Source organism: Paraburkholderia kirstenboschensis (genome assembly GCF_032806925.1).
In the GTDB taxonomy this organism is placed as follows: domain Bacteria; phylum Pseudomonadota; class Gammaproteobacteria; order Burkholderiales; family Burkholderiaceae; genus Paraburkholderia; species Paraburkholderia kirstenboschensis.
In genome coordinates this window covers 1336883-1351032 of record NZ_CP136512.1, presented here as the reverse complement: position 1 = coordinate 1351032, position 14150 = coordinate 1336883, and the positions used below count along the sequence as shown (strand labels likewise).

12 protein-coding genes are annotated in these 14150 nt (G+C 56.1%); all 12 read left to right on the top strand.

Going from position 1 to position 14150, the window contains the following annotated elements; genetic code table 11:
• Positions 1 to 383: 383 nt before the first annotated feature.
• On the top strand, positions 384 to 1670 hold the full coding sequence (locus RW095_RS14815; RefSeq protein ID WP_317019680.1) for a quaternary amine ABC transporter ATP-binding protein: 1287 nt from the start codon (positions 384 to 386) through the stop codon (positions 1668 to 1670).
• Positions 1667 to 2554, top strand: coding sequence for an ABC transporter permease (locus RW095_RS14810; RefSeq protein WP_317019679.1), 888 nt, complete (start codon positions 1667 to 1669; stop codon positions 2552 to 2554). The genes RW095_RS14815 and RW095_RS14810 overlap by 4 nt, the downstream gene beginning before the upstream one ends.
• 109 nt (positions 2555 to 2663) lie before the next feature.
• The gene (locus RW095_RS14805; protein WP_317019678.1) at positions 2664 to 3548 is read left to right on the top strand and encodes a glycine betaine ABC transporter substrate-binding protein; all 885 of its coding nucleotides are present in this window, start codon (positions 2664 to 2666) and stop codon (positions 3546 to 3548) included.
• Positions 3549 to 3706: 158 nt separating this feature from the next.
• Positions 3707 to 5008, top strand: coding sequence for a serine hydroxymethyltransferase (glyA, locus tag RW095_RS14800; RefSeq protein WP_317019677.1), 1302 nt, complete (start codon positions 3707 to 3709; stop codon positions 5006 to 5008).
• A 151-nt stretch (positions 5009 to 5159) separates the two neighbouring features.
• Entirely contained in the window at positions 5160 to 6050 is an 891-nt protein-coding gene (locus RW095_RS14795) for a dihydrodipicolinate synthase family protein (protein WP_317019676.1), read from the top strand.
• A gap of 5 nt (positions 6051 to 6055) precedes the next feature.
• A complete protein-coding gene (locus RW095_RS14790) occupies positions 6056 to 7387 on the top strand; it encodes an NAD(P)/FAD-dependent oxidoreductase (RefSeq protein WP_317019675.1) in 1332 nt (443 codons plus the stop codon).
• Positions 7388 to 7404: 17 nt separating this feature from the next.
• Positions 7405 to 8898, top strand: coding sequence for an aldehyde dehydrogenase (locus tag RW095_RS14785; protein ID WP_317019674.1), 1494 nt, complete (start codon positions 7405 to 7407; stop codon positions 8896 to 8898).
• A gap of 88 nt (positions 8899 to 8986) precedes the next feature.
• Positions 8987 to 9754, top strand: a complete 768-nt coding sequence (locus RW095_RS14780; protein WP_317019673.1) for a pyrroline-5-carboxylate reductase — start codon at positions 8987 to 8989, stop codon at positions 9752 to 9754.
• A 204-nt stretch (positions 9755 to 9958) separates the two neighbouring features.
• Positions 9959 to 10990 carry a LysR substrate-binding domain-containing protein gene (locus RW095_RS14775; RefSeq protein WP_317019672.1) on the top strand — a complete coding sequence of 344 codons (1032 nt, stop codon included), beginning with the start codon at positions 9959 to 9961 and terminating at the stop codon, positions 10988 to 10990.
• A gap of 42 nt (positions 10991 to 11032) precedes the next feature.
• On the top strand, positions 11033 to 12073 hold the full coding sequence (locus RW095_RS14770) for a GlxA family transcriptional regulator (RefSeq protein ID WP_317019671.1): 1041 nt from the start codon (positions 11033 to 11035) through the stop codon (positions 12071 to 12073).
• A 317-nt stretch (positions 12074 to 12390) separates the two neighbouring features.
• A complete protein-coding gene (gene glyA, locus RW095_RS14765; protein WP_317019857.1) occupies positions 12391 to 13638 on the top strand; it encodes a serine hydroxymethyltransferase in 1248 nt (415 codons plus the stop codon).
• Between the two features lie 157 nt (positions 13639 to 13795).
• Complete coding sequence (locus RW095_RS14760; RefSeq protein WP_317019670.1) at positions 13796 to 14068, top strand: proline racemase family protein; 273 nt, start codon at positions 13796 to 13798, stop codon at positions 14066 to 14068.
• The last annotated feature ends 82 nt before the right edge of the window (positions 14069 to 14150 follow it).

Below are 14150 nucleotides of genomic sequence, written 5' to 3'. Positions count from 1 at the left end.
CCTGGCATGTATCTGCGAGCGCCGCGTCCCATCTATTGACAATCACCGGAGGTGCATCCATTACCAAAGGTAGGGGAAAGACGGCAGAAAATGTAGCTGGCCGGTCCTAATTGGCGATGTACGCTGTCACAACTGCAACAAACATTGCTGATAAACACTTCAGCGGGCAAAGATTTCAGGTTCTTCAGAATAAATCGCAATTTATTTCTCTGTTCGACTTGTCTGTCTTTACTTGCGAAATGGCTTTCGGCGCCCGGGGCGTTCGACAGCCGCAATGCTCATCCTTGACCTGCAGGGGAACCCGACAGTAGGCGCTTATCCCGCTTCGCCGGTTCGTTTCCTCAGGTATGCAGGCTTTTGAACTTGCCAGTCGGAATGACAGAATGTCCCCAAATCTCACTTTTGCATCGGAAGAAGCCGCATATCCAGCCGCAGCTACAGGCTCTATGCCTTCAATCGCGCCGGCTGTATCCATGCCCGTGAATGAAATACTCACGGTTCAGAATCTTTCCAAAATCTTTGGACCGAAGCCCGAACGCGCAGCCGAAATGCTTCGGCAAGGGCTTGGGCGCAACGAAATCTTCCAGCAGACCGGCAACATGGTTGCGGTTGACAACGTAAGTCTCGGTGTTCGGGCAGGAGAGATTTTCGTGATTATGGGGCTCTCGGGCTCTGGAAAATCAACATTGGTGCGACTTCTGAATCGGCTGATTGAACCAACCTCGGGCAAGGTTGTGCTGGAGGGCCATGACATTGCTCCAATGTCGACGCCGGAATTGCGAGAGGTGCGCCGTAAAAAGATGGCGATGGTGTTCCAATCATTCGCCTTGCTTCCCAATCGCAGTGTCATCGACAACGTTGCTTACGGGCTCGAAGTTGCCGGACAAAAGAAGACGGAGCGATACGAAATTGCACGCAAATCACTCGTTCGAGTCGGGCTTGGTTCATATGAAAAGCTACTTCCTGGCGAACTGTCGGGCGGCATGCAGCAACGGGTCGGTCTGGCACGTGCGCTGGCCGTAAACCCTTCCGTGCTTTTGATGGACGAGGCATTTTCAGCGCTTGACCCGCTTATTCGGTTCGAAATGCAGAACGAGCTATTGCGCTTGCAGAAAGAGGAGCAGCGCACCGTAGTCTTCATCTCGCACGATATTGAAGAGGCAATCAAGATTGGCGGACGAGTTGGAGTGATGAAAGATGGCCGGCTCGTGCAGGTCGGTACGCCAGCAGAATTGATTCAATCACCAGCCGACGATTACGTCCGCGAATTTTTCCGCAATGTCGATGTCTCGCGCTTCCAGAAGGCATCCAGCCTTCTTTCAAGAATCGACCGTGGGGTAATCAAGTGCGACTGCGGTACATCCGCTGACCGCTACACAAATGCGCTGCTCGACGCTGGAGTCGAGTGGGGCTATGTCTGCGATGAAGCGGGTCGATACCAAGGGTGCGTAACGTATGCGTCGTTGCGCAAGTGCGGAAGCGCGCCGATTCGTGAGGCCCTCCTGCAAGACGTCCCTGCCGTGTCGACGGACGCTGACCTTCACGAACTGTCGACCATTGCACTGAACCAGGAACACGACGTACCGATTGTTGACGGAGCTGGCATGTTCGCTGGTGTTGTGTCGTGTCGAACGATTTTGAAACAGGTTATGCAACGGAGGGCGGCATGAACTCGTCATTTATCGGGCTCGCGGCAGAGCACGGGGTCAACTTTCTCTTCCAGCATTTCCGGGGCGGATTTGACGCGTTCTCGGCGGTCCTTGATGCTGTCGTCAAAGTTCTTCAGGATGGGCTCGCAGCGGTTCCTTTTGTGGTCATGCTGGTCGGTTTTATGGCAATTGCGCTGTGGCGAAAAGGAGTTGTGTTCGCAGCCTTCGTCGGCGTTGCGCTTTTCACAATCAACTTCATGGGGCTTTGGGCACAAACGGTCTCTACTCTGGCGCTCGTCATTGCCGCGACGTTCTTCAGCTTGTTGATAGGTATCCCGCTCGGAATCTGGGGAGCGCGTAACGGCCGTGCGGAGGTCGTTTTACGCTCATTACTCGATTTCATGCAGACGATGCCAGCATTTGTGTATCTGATTCCTGCAGTGATTCTGTTTGGACTTGGGCGCGTGCCCGCTGTTCTCGCAACGATTGTCTTTTCGATGCCGCCGGTGGTCCGTCTCACTACGCTTGGCATCAAGCAGGTTCGAGAGGAGTTGATGGAAGCCGGGCGGTCGTTTGGCAGCACGGATTCTCAACTGTTGTGGAAGATTCAGCTTCCAAATGCGTTGCCGTCCATTATGGCCGGCATCAACCAGACCATCATGATGGCGCTGTCCATGGTTGTCGTAGCGTCAATGATTGGAGCAGGAGGACTGGGTGAGTACGTCCTAAGCGGGATTCAAAGACTTGACATCGGTATCGGATTTGAAGGCGGTCTTGGAGTCGTCCTACTCGCCATTATCCTTGACCGTCTAACGGAGAGCTTTGGCGTTAAATCCACGAAGAAAAAGAGGAAACCTCAGGCGACCAAGCAGACGGTGCCCGAAACCGCCCAAGCGCAGCCTTGAGTAGTTCTGCGCGGGGGGAAGCTGGCATCCCTCCGCGCAATCTCGCAGCACTGTCCCCGCAGCTACGGTGAATCAAAAAGAAATTCTCTCGATAATAAAGGAGTACTACATGAAACCCATATTCTTTAAATCCTATGCCGTGAAGGTAGCCGTGTCGACGTTTTGCGCTCTTGGACTTAGCTACGGCGGTATGGCGGTGGCAGCGGACCCGGTGAAAATCACGATTACGAATTGGGCAGACGTTCTTGCAGTTGCAAATGTGGCCAAATATGTCATGGAAACGAAGCTGCAACAGCCCGTGACGTTTGTTCAGGCGGACATCGGCATTCAGTACCAGGGCGTTGCTCGGGGGGATGTGGACCTGATGGTGGGTGGCTGGCTGCCCGTAACGCACGGAACTTACTACGCGAAGTACAAAGACAACATGGAAGACGTCGGCGTCATCTACACCGGCGGAAAGAACGGCTGGGCCGTCCCCGCTTATGTGCCGGAGGCCGAACTCTCGTCGATTGCCGACCTTAACAAGCCAGACGTGAAGAGCAAGCTGAACGGCACGATTCAAGGAATCGAGCCGGGCGGCGGCCTGATGCAGGCTTCCGAGAAAACCATCAAGGAATACAACCTGGCAGGCTACAACCTCCAGTCTTCGAGTGAGGCCGGAATGCTTGCCTCGATTCAGCGTGCAACCCAGTCCAAGAACTGGATTGTCGCCACAGTCTGGAGTCCCCACTGGCTCTTTCAGAAGTACCCGATGCGCTACCTGAAGGACCCCAAAGGTACGCTCGGTGGCGAGGAACAGGTTCACGGATTTGCATCGAAGCAGTTCGCGGGCAAGTTTCCGCGGGCCGATGTGTTCATGAAGCATTTCAAGCTGACGCTTGCTGACGTGGAAGCGATTGAGTTGGAGGGCAACTCCACGAACGACTATGCCACCGCTGCGAAAAAGTTTGTCGACGCGCATCCGGACAAAGTCAAAGCCTGGCTGCAACAGTGAGAGAGGATACCGGCGCAACTGCTATTCAGTATCGGCGGGCGCGTCCGGATTCTGCAGGCCACGGTCGCCACTTTTGCGCGAATGGCCGCATTTCGGTCATCACGCCGTGCTCTCGTTTCGACGGTTGAAGTCAAACGCGCCCTTGATTTTCACGGAGTATGTCTGTGACAGCTGACCTTCGATTTTTCTCAGAGAGCCTGCAAGACCGCGACCCGGTTATCTCTGCCGAAATCGTGCTCGAACTACGACGGCAGCAGTTTCAGATAGAACTGATTGCGTCGGAGAACATTGTCTCGACGGCAGTGATGCAGGCTCAGGGTACCGTGCTTACTAACAAGTACGCGGAAGGTTACCCATCGAAGCGCTACTACGGCGGCTGCGAGCATGTGGACCGCATTGAAGCACTTGCAATCGACCGTGCGAAGGCGCTATTCGAATGTGAATACGCCAATGTACAACCGCATTCCGGCGCGCAAGCTAATGGTGCGGTGATGCTTGCGCTCTTGCAGCCGGGCGACACTGTGCTTGGCATGTCGTTGGACGCAGGGGGACACCTGACGCATGGGGCAAACGTTGCGCTCTCTGGGAAGTGGTTCAACGCGGTCCAATACGGCGTCAACCGTGAGACGCTTCGCATCGACTACGAAGAGGTTCGCCGACTCGCTGAGACGCATCGTCCCAAGCTCATCATCGCTGGTTTCTCGGCGTATCCGCGCTCCTTGGATTTCGCGAAGTTTCGGAAAATTGCGAACAGCGTTGGGGCTCTGCTGATGGTCGATATAGCGCACATTGCGGGAATCGTAGCTGCAGGCCGGCACGACAATCCTGTGCGCTTCGCGGATGTAGTGACGTCAACCACTCACAAGACGCTTCGTGGTCCGCGAGGTGGTTTCATCCTCACAAACAACGCCGATATTGCGAAGAAAGTGAATTCGGCGGTCTTTCCAGGTATGCAGGGTGGCCCGCTGATGCACGTAGTTGCCGGGAAGGCTGTCGCCTTCGGGGAGGCGTTGCGCCCCGAGTTTACAGAGTATATCGACCGGGTTCTAAAGAATGCCCAGACACTCGCCGAAGTCTTGAAGCTCGGCGGAGTGAGCTTGGTAACGGGGGGAACCGAGAACCATCTTCTTCTCGTTGACCTCCGTTCGAAAGGCCTGAAGGGAGCAGACGTTGAAAAAGCGCTCGAGCGCGCCGGCATTACCTGCAACAAAAACGGCATCCCGTTCGACACGGAAAATCCGACGGTCACGTCAGGCATCCGTCTTGGCACGCCCGCTAGCACCACTCGTGGCTTCGGACGCGGCGAGTTCGAGGAGATTGGCACGCTCATCCTCGAGGTCCTGGCGGCGCTGGAAAGGGAGCCGGCAGGCGATGAATTCGTAGAGCGGGCTGTCCGCAGCAAGGTCCGAGAAATCTGCAGCCGGTTCCCAATCTATTCACACATTGATGCGTTGGTCTAGCTCCGTCACCGGACCGGTTGACTAAGTTAGCACCGACCAACGAATGATTTTTAACACACCGGCACTGAAAGAAGCTGCACCGCCCGTTTCTATTACCGTTTGACGTCGGCGGTGATGCTTTCAGTCAGTGTCTGAAACAGGAGAATTTCGAATGAGCTTCGAGGGAGTACACGCGCCTTTAGTCACACCGTTCAAATCTGACGGCGAAATCAACCATGAATTGCTGGCACAGCACGCTGTCGACCTGGCCGGCCGGGGCCTTTCTGGCCTCGGCGTAGGCGGTACAACGGGCGAATACTACGCGCTCAGTTTTGACGAGCGTGTTCGTACCTTTCACACTGTCGCGGACGCAGTCGGCGGGAAGACAACGCTTACGGCGGGCATTAACGCGACCACCACCCGGGAATCTGTCCGCCTCGGGCTCGAGGCCAAAAGCGCTGGAATCAAGGCATTGCTGGTAGCGGCGCCCTACTACGCCCAACCGACGCAGGATGAGCTCTTGCAGCACATGCTCGCGATTGATGACACTCTCGACATGCCCATCATGCTTTACAACTTTCCGGCGCGAACGGGCACAGACATTAGCGACCCTTTGCTGGAAGAGCTGCTCAAGCGTCCGAACTTTGCCGCCATGAAGGAAAGCACGGGCGACGTGTCACACCTGCATCACCTGGCCACGCACTTCAAGGACAAGCTTGTCCTGAGCTGCGGCATGGACGACCAGGCGCTCGAATTTTTCGTGTGGGGCGCGCGAAGCTGGGTCGGTGGTGCGGCCAACTTCCTTCCCGAGGTACACGTCGAGCTCTTCGAGGCGTGCGTCAAGCGGCGTGATTTCGTCACCGGGCGCGAACTGATGACACAACTGCTGCCAGTGCTTGAGCTGCTCGAGCGGGGCGGTAAATTTATCCAGTATGTCCGTGTCGGCTGCGAGTTGGCAGGTAAGCAGGTTGGTAGCGCTCGCGCACCACTGGGCGGGCTCACCGATGACGAGCGCCGCGAATTCACGAAGATTGTGCAGCCCCTGCTTCGCAAGGGAAGTTAACTTGAATGGCCTCGAAATTCGAATTCGGTCGCTTGCCTGCAGCTGATGGAGTAAATGGCTGGTGGGAAACACTCCCACCACCCGCAGCTGTGAATCAATTTCTGGGCAACAGGAGATTTGACTTCGCGGTGGTCGGCGGAGGAATCACAGGGCTATGCGCTGCCCGGCGTCTGGCTGAGCTGGCACCCGAGGCCTCCGTCGCACTCATCGAGGCCGACCGTATTGGCCGCTCGACTGCTGGCCGCAATTCGGGTTTCTTCGTCGACTTGCCGCATGACATAAGCAGTGAAAGCTACTCGCGCAGCGTTGACGCTGACAAGGCCGATGTACGGATGCAGCGTCACGGCATTGACTACGTCAGGTCAATCGTTCGAAAACAGAACATCGACTGCGACTGGCGCGACGACGGTAAATATCACGCGTCAGCCAACAAACGCGGGAAGGACGCGCTTGAGCATTTCGCTTCTGGCTTGAAACGCATTGGCGAAAGATTTGAATGGCTTGATGAAGACGCCATTGCAAAGGTCACTGGTACATCCTTCTATCACGGAGCCGTTTTTACACCGGGATGCAGCACTGTCCAGCCCGCCGCCCTGATGCGAGGGCTGGCCAGGACCATGCCGTCCAACGTCGAGGTGTTTGAGCTTAGTGCCGTTCGCGGACTCGAACAGGGGGCGTCCGGGCGAGTGCTCTCCTTCTCAAACGGGACGCTCACCGCCGGCAAGGTAATTCTTTGCACCAACGCGTATGCAGCAACCTTTGGGGAAAATCCGAACGGTTTGCTGCCGGTGTACACCTTTGCTTCGCTGAGCCGAAGGATGACGCCGTCGGAAATTGAAGCGCTTGGTGGAACGAATTCATGGGCGCTGATTCCGGCAGACCCGATGGGAACCACCGTTCGCCGCTTGGGCAGCGACCGGATTTGCATTCGGAATCACTTCGCCTTTCGGCCCGGACTAGAAGTCTCGGCGGCAGACCTGCGCAAATCGAAGCATCTACATCAACGGTCTTTCGACCGACGATTTCCAATGCTCAAGGATGTCACCCTTGAATACACATGGGGCGGTGCACTTTGCCTGTCAGCAAACAGCGGAGCTCTATTCGGGAAGACCGATGGTGGCCTGTATCAGGCGATTGGCTGTAACGGACTGGGCCTTAGTCGAGGGTCGGCATCCGGAAAGGTCATTGCGGAATACGCTCTTGGGCTATCAAACGAAATGATTCGGCAATTGCTCAGCCAGCCCCATCCCCGTCCGCTCCCAATGCGCCCAATCGCGGACGTCGCAGTTTCGACGGCGATATGGTTCAAGGAACGCTCGGCCGGAGTTGAACTTTAATTCATTGAGGATAGGAAATGACGACACATCAGGAATGGAAGCAAAAGGCCGATGCTTTAAAGCTGGATGGCCGTGCCTTCATCGCAGGCAAGCGCTGTCCTGCGGTATCTGGCGAAACGTTCCCGACGTTGAATCCATCTAATGGGAAGGTGCTCGCCGAAATAGCGCGATGCGACTCGAAAGACATCGACTTGGCCGTCGTCGCTGCGAGAGAGGCGTTCGAAAGCGGCATCTGGTCGAAAGCCGCACCGTCACATCGAAAGTCGGTGTTGTTAAAGCTGGCTCAGCTCATTGAAAACAACACGGACGAACTGGCGATACTCGAGGCTATCGAAGCAGGTAAGCCTGTCGCAGAGTGTCTTGGTTTGGATATTCCAGAGTCGGCCGCGTGTATCCGCTGGCACGCGGAAGTCACGGACAAGCGATACGACGCGCTTTCGCCTTCAGGCGCCGGGGTCGTCAGCATGATTACCCGTGAGGCAATCGGGGTGGTTGGCGCAGTCCTTCCATGGAACTTTCCCGCGCTGATGCTGGCATGGAAAATTGGTCCGGCGCTGTCCGTGGGTAACAGCGTAATCGTCAAGCCTGCCGAGCAGACATCTCTTGCGACATTGCGCATCGCAGACCTCGCGCTCGAAGCGGGCGTTCCCCCCGGGGTGTTCAGCGTCGTGACCGGCTTCGGAGAGAGCGCTGGGCAAGCGCTCGGCCTTCACGACGACGTCGACCTCATCGCCTTTACGGGTTCCACGGAGACCGGCAAGCGCTTCCTCCGCTATTCCGCCGATACAAATCTTAAGCGAGTGATTCTGGAATGCGGTGGGAAAAATCCCCAGGTGGTATTGCCGGATGTCGCCGACCTGGACGCTGTAGCGGAGAACGCGGTCGCTGCCGCGTTCTGGAACATGGGCGAGAACTGCAGCGCGGGTTCCCGCTTGCTGGTCCACGCGAGCATGAAGGACGCCCTGCTAGAGAAGATTAAAGCGGTCCTGGAAGGGTGGCGAACAGGTGAGCCACTCGACCCAGACGTGAAGCTCGGGGCGTTGATTGAGCACAAACACTATGAGAAGGTCCTGGGTCACATTGAAGCTGCCAAGGCGGAAGGCGCCCACGTTGTGGCCGGAGGAAATGCGGTCTTCGTCGAGAGCGGTGGCTGGTTTGTTGAACCGACCATCTTCGACAAGGTGACCCCTGACATGAGCATCGCAAAGGAGGAGGTCTTCGGGCCGGTGCTTTCCGTTATCGAGTACAGCGACATTGACGACGCAGTCAAGATAGCCAACGACACGTGCTACGGGTTAGCTGCGTCACTGTGGACTGACAACGTCAATCACGCGCACAAGGTGGCAAGCAGAATTCGCGCGGGAACGGTGACCGTCAACTGCTTCGGAGAGGGTGACCTCGCGACACCGTTCGGCGGGTTCAAGCAATCAGGCTTCGGCGGCAGGGACAAGTCTATCTACGCGCACGACCAGTACTGTGAACTCAAAACGACCTGGATAAAGCTTAGTTAGGCAGGCCAGAACACGCAGGAAAGCCGGACTATTTGAAACAACCAGCGCGGGACGCAATGAGAATCCCGCGCGTTTATCTCTCTATATTATGCGACTTGGATTCGTCGGAACAGGAGCCATAACGCGTGCAATCGTGACAGGGTTGACGCACGCCAAGGCACCCTTTGAGCATATCTATCTCTCCCCCCGCAACACCGACGTTGCAGCGGGTCTCGCAGAACTGGATTCGCGTGTTTCCGTGTGTCCGACGAACCAGGATGTACTCGATTCAAGCGATGTGGTCTGTCTAGCTGTTGTTCCGCAAATCGCAGTTGACGTATTCAAAGAGTTACGCTTCGTCGCACGACACCACGTTATCAGCTTTCTCGCGGGCGTTTCGATTTCGGATTTGAAGCAGATGGTCGGACCGGATAGCGCAATCATTCGCGCCATACCACTGCCTGCGGTCGCTGCTCGAAAAGGAAGTACTGCAATCTGTCCGCCAGATGAAATTGCGAGTCTGCTCTTCTCGCACGTCGGCACGTCAGTGGAAGTGAGCGACGAAGGAAAATTCGACGCCCTGTTCGCTGTCACGGCAACCATGGCCAGCTTTTATGCTGTGATGGAGACGCAGGCAGTATGGCTGGAAAAGCAGGGGGTCGACTACGAGTCAGGACGAGCATATCTAGCGGCTTACTACGATGGCCTTTCCTACGAAGCTACCACAGGAAAGGAGCCATTTTCTGCTCTCGTTCAGTCCTCAATGACTACCGGTGGCATTAACGAACAGCTCCACAAAGAGCTGTCCAGCACCGGTACCTACTCTAACTACTCGGCTGCACTGGACAATGTGCTGAAACGCATAAAAGGAAGCTAGCTGCCTCTGCGGGTACCCGTTAGCTTTAAATCCCACCCCCGCGGAAGTTCTAGGTGCGGAAGCGCTCCGGGTTTTCCCTGTCAGCAGGAATGCGGAATTGGATTGCCATGGCGAGCGCGAAAAATGAAAATTTGTCGGTGTAGAGTTTAACTATCCGCGGATTCGCGGTCATTTCCCAGTTCGACCGCCCCGAGGGTGAGGACAATGCAGAAGAAGCAACTGTTCGCCGATAGACTGCTCGCGCAAATGCCGTCACTGCGGGCATTGCGCTGTTTCGTGACCGCTGCACGCTATGAAAGTTTCACACAGGCGGCAGAGGTTTTGTGCGTTACACAAGCCGCTATTAGCAGACAAATCAAGGAGCTCGAGGACGCATTGGAGGTTGCCCTCTTTGAGCGAACAGGACGCCACATCGCACTTACCGATTCCGGGCGCATCTTATACAACGCCTCGTACCTTTCGATTATGAATATCGCCGAGGCTGCCGAGGCAGTGCGCCGTTCTGACAAGCACGCGCTAAGCGTTTGCGTCTCACATACGTTTTCTTACCTCTGGCTTGCGTCAAGGTTGCCACGCTTTCGCAGAGAGTTTCCGGAAATCAAGCTCAACGTGACTGTCACTGAGCACTTCATGGAACTGGACGAGGCCATGCAGCCGGACATCATCATTACAAAGAATCCGCCTCGGGAGCAGGAGTACGACGTGGAACCATTCTTCCATGACGTGATTTATCCGGTCTGTAGTCCGCGCTTCTTCGAAAACCATTTTCAAGGCAAGACATTGAAGCCGCTCGACCCACTCATGCATCCGACCTTGCACCTGTCACTGCTCGGGCGAGCCCAAGTGTGCGAACACGTGGACTGGCGCGTGTGGCGAAACTGGTTTCAGCAAGGGGATGGCTCGGACCGGTTCGCGCCAGGCGACCATTTCGAGAGCAACGATTATCGGCTTCTTGTCTCCATGGCCGAGGCAGGAGAAGGAACCCTCCTCGGCTGGCATCACCTGGTCCATCGCCAGGTTGAGCAAGGAACGCTTGTCCGTCCGGTGCAAGACGCCATTGTTTTTCACGATAGGCATCATTACCTCATCAGCCATAAAAATACGAGGGGCCGGCCTGAATTCCTGAAGTTTCGCGAATGGCTCATGGCAGAGGTCGAAGAAATGATGAGTGACTGGCCGAAGGAGCCGGCCGACCCGACACAACACGGCAGCCGCTCGATGGATAGCAACCTGTGAACTCAGCGAGCTAACGGAAACCTTCTCCAACTTGAGCTCGACATGGAATTCAATGCAGCGCTGCCGCGCGTTGAGTCCGGCATAAGGCAAGCGTCCCCGGTTCGATTCGGAATCGTGTTGCTTCCCAATTTCACTTTGACCGCGTTCTCAGGGTTCGTTGACCTTCTACGTCTTGCTGGTGACGAAGGCGATTTGAGCCGTCCAGTTCGCTGCGCCTGGTCTATTCTCGGCGAGTCACTCATTCCCGTCCGGGCGAGTTGCGGCATCCAGGTGACGCCGTGGACAACGTTCGAAGAAGCAGGACGACTAGACTATGTCGTAGTCGTCGGAGGACTACTGCACTCGGGGTCATCTGCTAGCCGGGCGACGTTACAGTTTATCCGTGACTCGTCGGAGACATCGGCGACTCTTGTTGGCATGTGCACGGGCGCATTTGCCCTGATGCAGGCGGAGGTGATGACCGGTTACCGGCTGTGCGTTAGCTGGTTTCACTACTGGGACTTCATCGAGCGATTTCCACAGGCAGACGAACGTAACCTCGTGGCTGACAGACTCTTCGTGATTGACCGCCGAAGGATTACATGTTCCGGCGGCCGTGCATCCATCGACGTCGCGGCGGCTATCTTGCTCCGTCATTTCGATGCGACGATTGTGCGCAAAGCACTTCGCATATTGCTGGTAGACGATGCAGATAAAGGAAACGCGCCGCAACCGGCGCCGCCGGGACTAAGACCTTCTACTCACCCGAAAGTAAAGCGTGCCATCTTGTTGATAGAGCAGCACATCGGACAGCCTCTGAGCTTGGGCGAACTTGCGCACCGACTTGAAATGTCAGTGCGCCAGCTTGAACGCTTATTCAACGGCGAAATGGATACCACTCCGCTCACCTATGGACGCCAGCTACGGCTTCGAACGGCCGCCTGGCTGCTGACCAGTTCAGACAGAACTGTCACTGAAATCGCGTCCTCATGCGGATTCTCGGATGCGTCTCATCTCGGGCGGGAATTCAAGAAACAATATGGAGAAGCTCCGAACGCCTTTCGAGCGCATGGTGTACAGCCGCCTACAGGCGTATCAGCGTAGCCTTTGCGGGTTCTGTCGCAATTGGCCGGAGCGGGACCTCCAGCTCGATTGAGCTGAACGTTCTTCTACTCTCGGCTGACGTCGATGAGCAATGGTGGACAGCCCCAAGCCGAGGTTCCTGACCCAGCCTATGCGAGCTTCCGCTTAGCAGGTCTCGGCACGCATCAGTAACACCTCTTGCGCAATGCCACGATGCACACGGGTACCTTCGGAAAATTTCAACAACGCATCCCAGCGATGTGTCGCAATCCTTCTAGCTGAACGCACCCGAGTTCGATGGAATAGCAGTTCGGATAACTTCTTTGGCTACCACCATCATGTTCAATCGCACTAGCAGCACTGTTGCAAATGTCGACCCAGAGCTTTGGACCGCAATCCAAAACGAGAACCAGCGCCAGGAAGACCATATCGAGCTGATTGCGTCCGAGAACTACACGAGTCCCGCAGTTATGGCAGCTCAGGGTTCGCAGCTTACAAACAAATATGCAGAAGGCTATCCTGGCAAGCGCTACTACGGTGGATGCGAATACGTTGATGTCGTGGAGCAGTTAGCAATCGACCGCGTGAAGCAGCTGTTCGGTGCCGAGACCGCTAACGTTCAGCCGAACTCGGGCTCGCAAGCGAACCAGGGGGTCTTCTTTGCGATGCTTAAGCCAGGCGACACCATCATGGGACTGAGTCTCGCGCATGGTGGACATTTGACGCACGGCTCGCCCGTCAACATGTCGGGCAAGTGGTTCAACGTCGTCAGCTACGGATTGAACGAAGCGGAAGACATCGACTACGACGCTGCGGAAAAACTTGCACAGGAACATAAGCCAAAACTCATCGTTGCCGGCGCCTCGGCTTTTGCACTTCGCATCGATTTTGAGCGCATGGGGAAAATCGCGAAGTCGGTTGGCGCTTATTTGATGGTCGACATGGCTCACTATGCTGGACTGATTGCCGCTGGCCTGTACCCGAATCCCGTCCCACACGCGGACTTTGTCACCACTACGACGCACAAGAGTCTGCGCGGCCCGCGCGGCGGCGTCATTCTCATGAAGGCGGAATTCGAAAAGCAGATTAACTCCGCCATCTTCCCTGGCATTCAAGGCGGCCCGCTCATGCATGTGATTGCGGCAAAGGCCGTTGCCTTCAAGGAAGCGTCGTCGCCTGAGTTCAAGGACTATCAACAGCGCGTGTTAGACAACGCGCGCGTCCTCGCCGAGACGCTCGTCAAGCGAGGCCTACGCATTGTGTCAGGCCATACCGAAAGCCACGTGATGCTGGTAGACCTGCGCGCCAAGAAAATTACCGGCAAGGCAGCAGAGGCGGCACTTGGCGCAGCACATATCACAGTGAACAAAAATGCGATTCCGAACGACCCGGAAAAGCCGTTCGTCACCAGCGGCGTGCGCCTTGGTTCACCTGCGATGACCACCCGTGGCTTTGGCATCAAGGAAGCCGAGGTCGTCGGCAACCTGATTGCCGACGTGCTGGAAAGCCCCCAAAGCGAAGCAAATCTGGCCCGTGTCCGCGCTCAGGTTGCCCAATTGACGAAGAGATTCCCCGTCTATAACTGAGGCCCGGCTCGCCTGCTGCGCGGGTGCAGGCGAGCGACATCTGTCACTTGTGGTGCGATTCCAGAAGGTATCGGAAAGGTCGACCCGAGCCCCTTCTGTTGTGAGCGGCGTTCGTTTTTGGCGATGGTCATTGAGAAACAACAGAGGGGGAGAGAAGATGTCGTTTAAAAGGATGTTCAACACTGTCGAGACGCATTCCGGTGAACCAATGCGCGTTATCACCGGAGATGTTCCCCATATTCCGGGGGACACCGTCTACGAACAGATGAAATGGCTCGAGAAGAATGACGACCAGATTCGCAAATTGATGCTACGAGAGCCCCGCGGCTATCCGCCTGTGTGCTCTTTAGCCTTGCAACGTTTTTTGGGTCAATCGCTTTGCTGCCAGGCATGCAGTCCTCCGCAGAACCGTAGTGCTGTTGTCGGGTAACTAAAAGACGGCCGAGGACCCTTGGCTCAAGATAGGCAGGGAATCGGCAGGCAGCGAGCGAAGACTCTCTGATGGGTAGGTG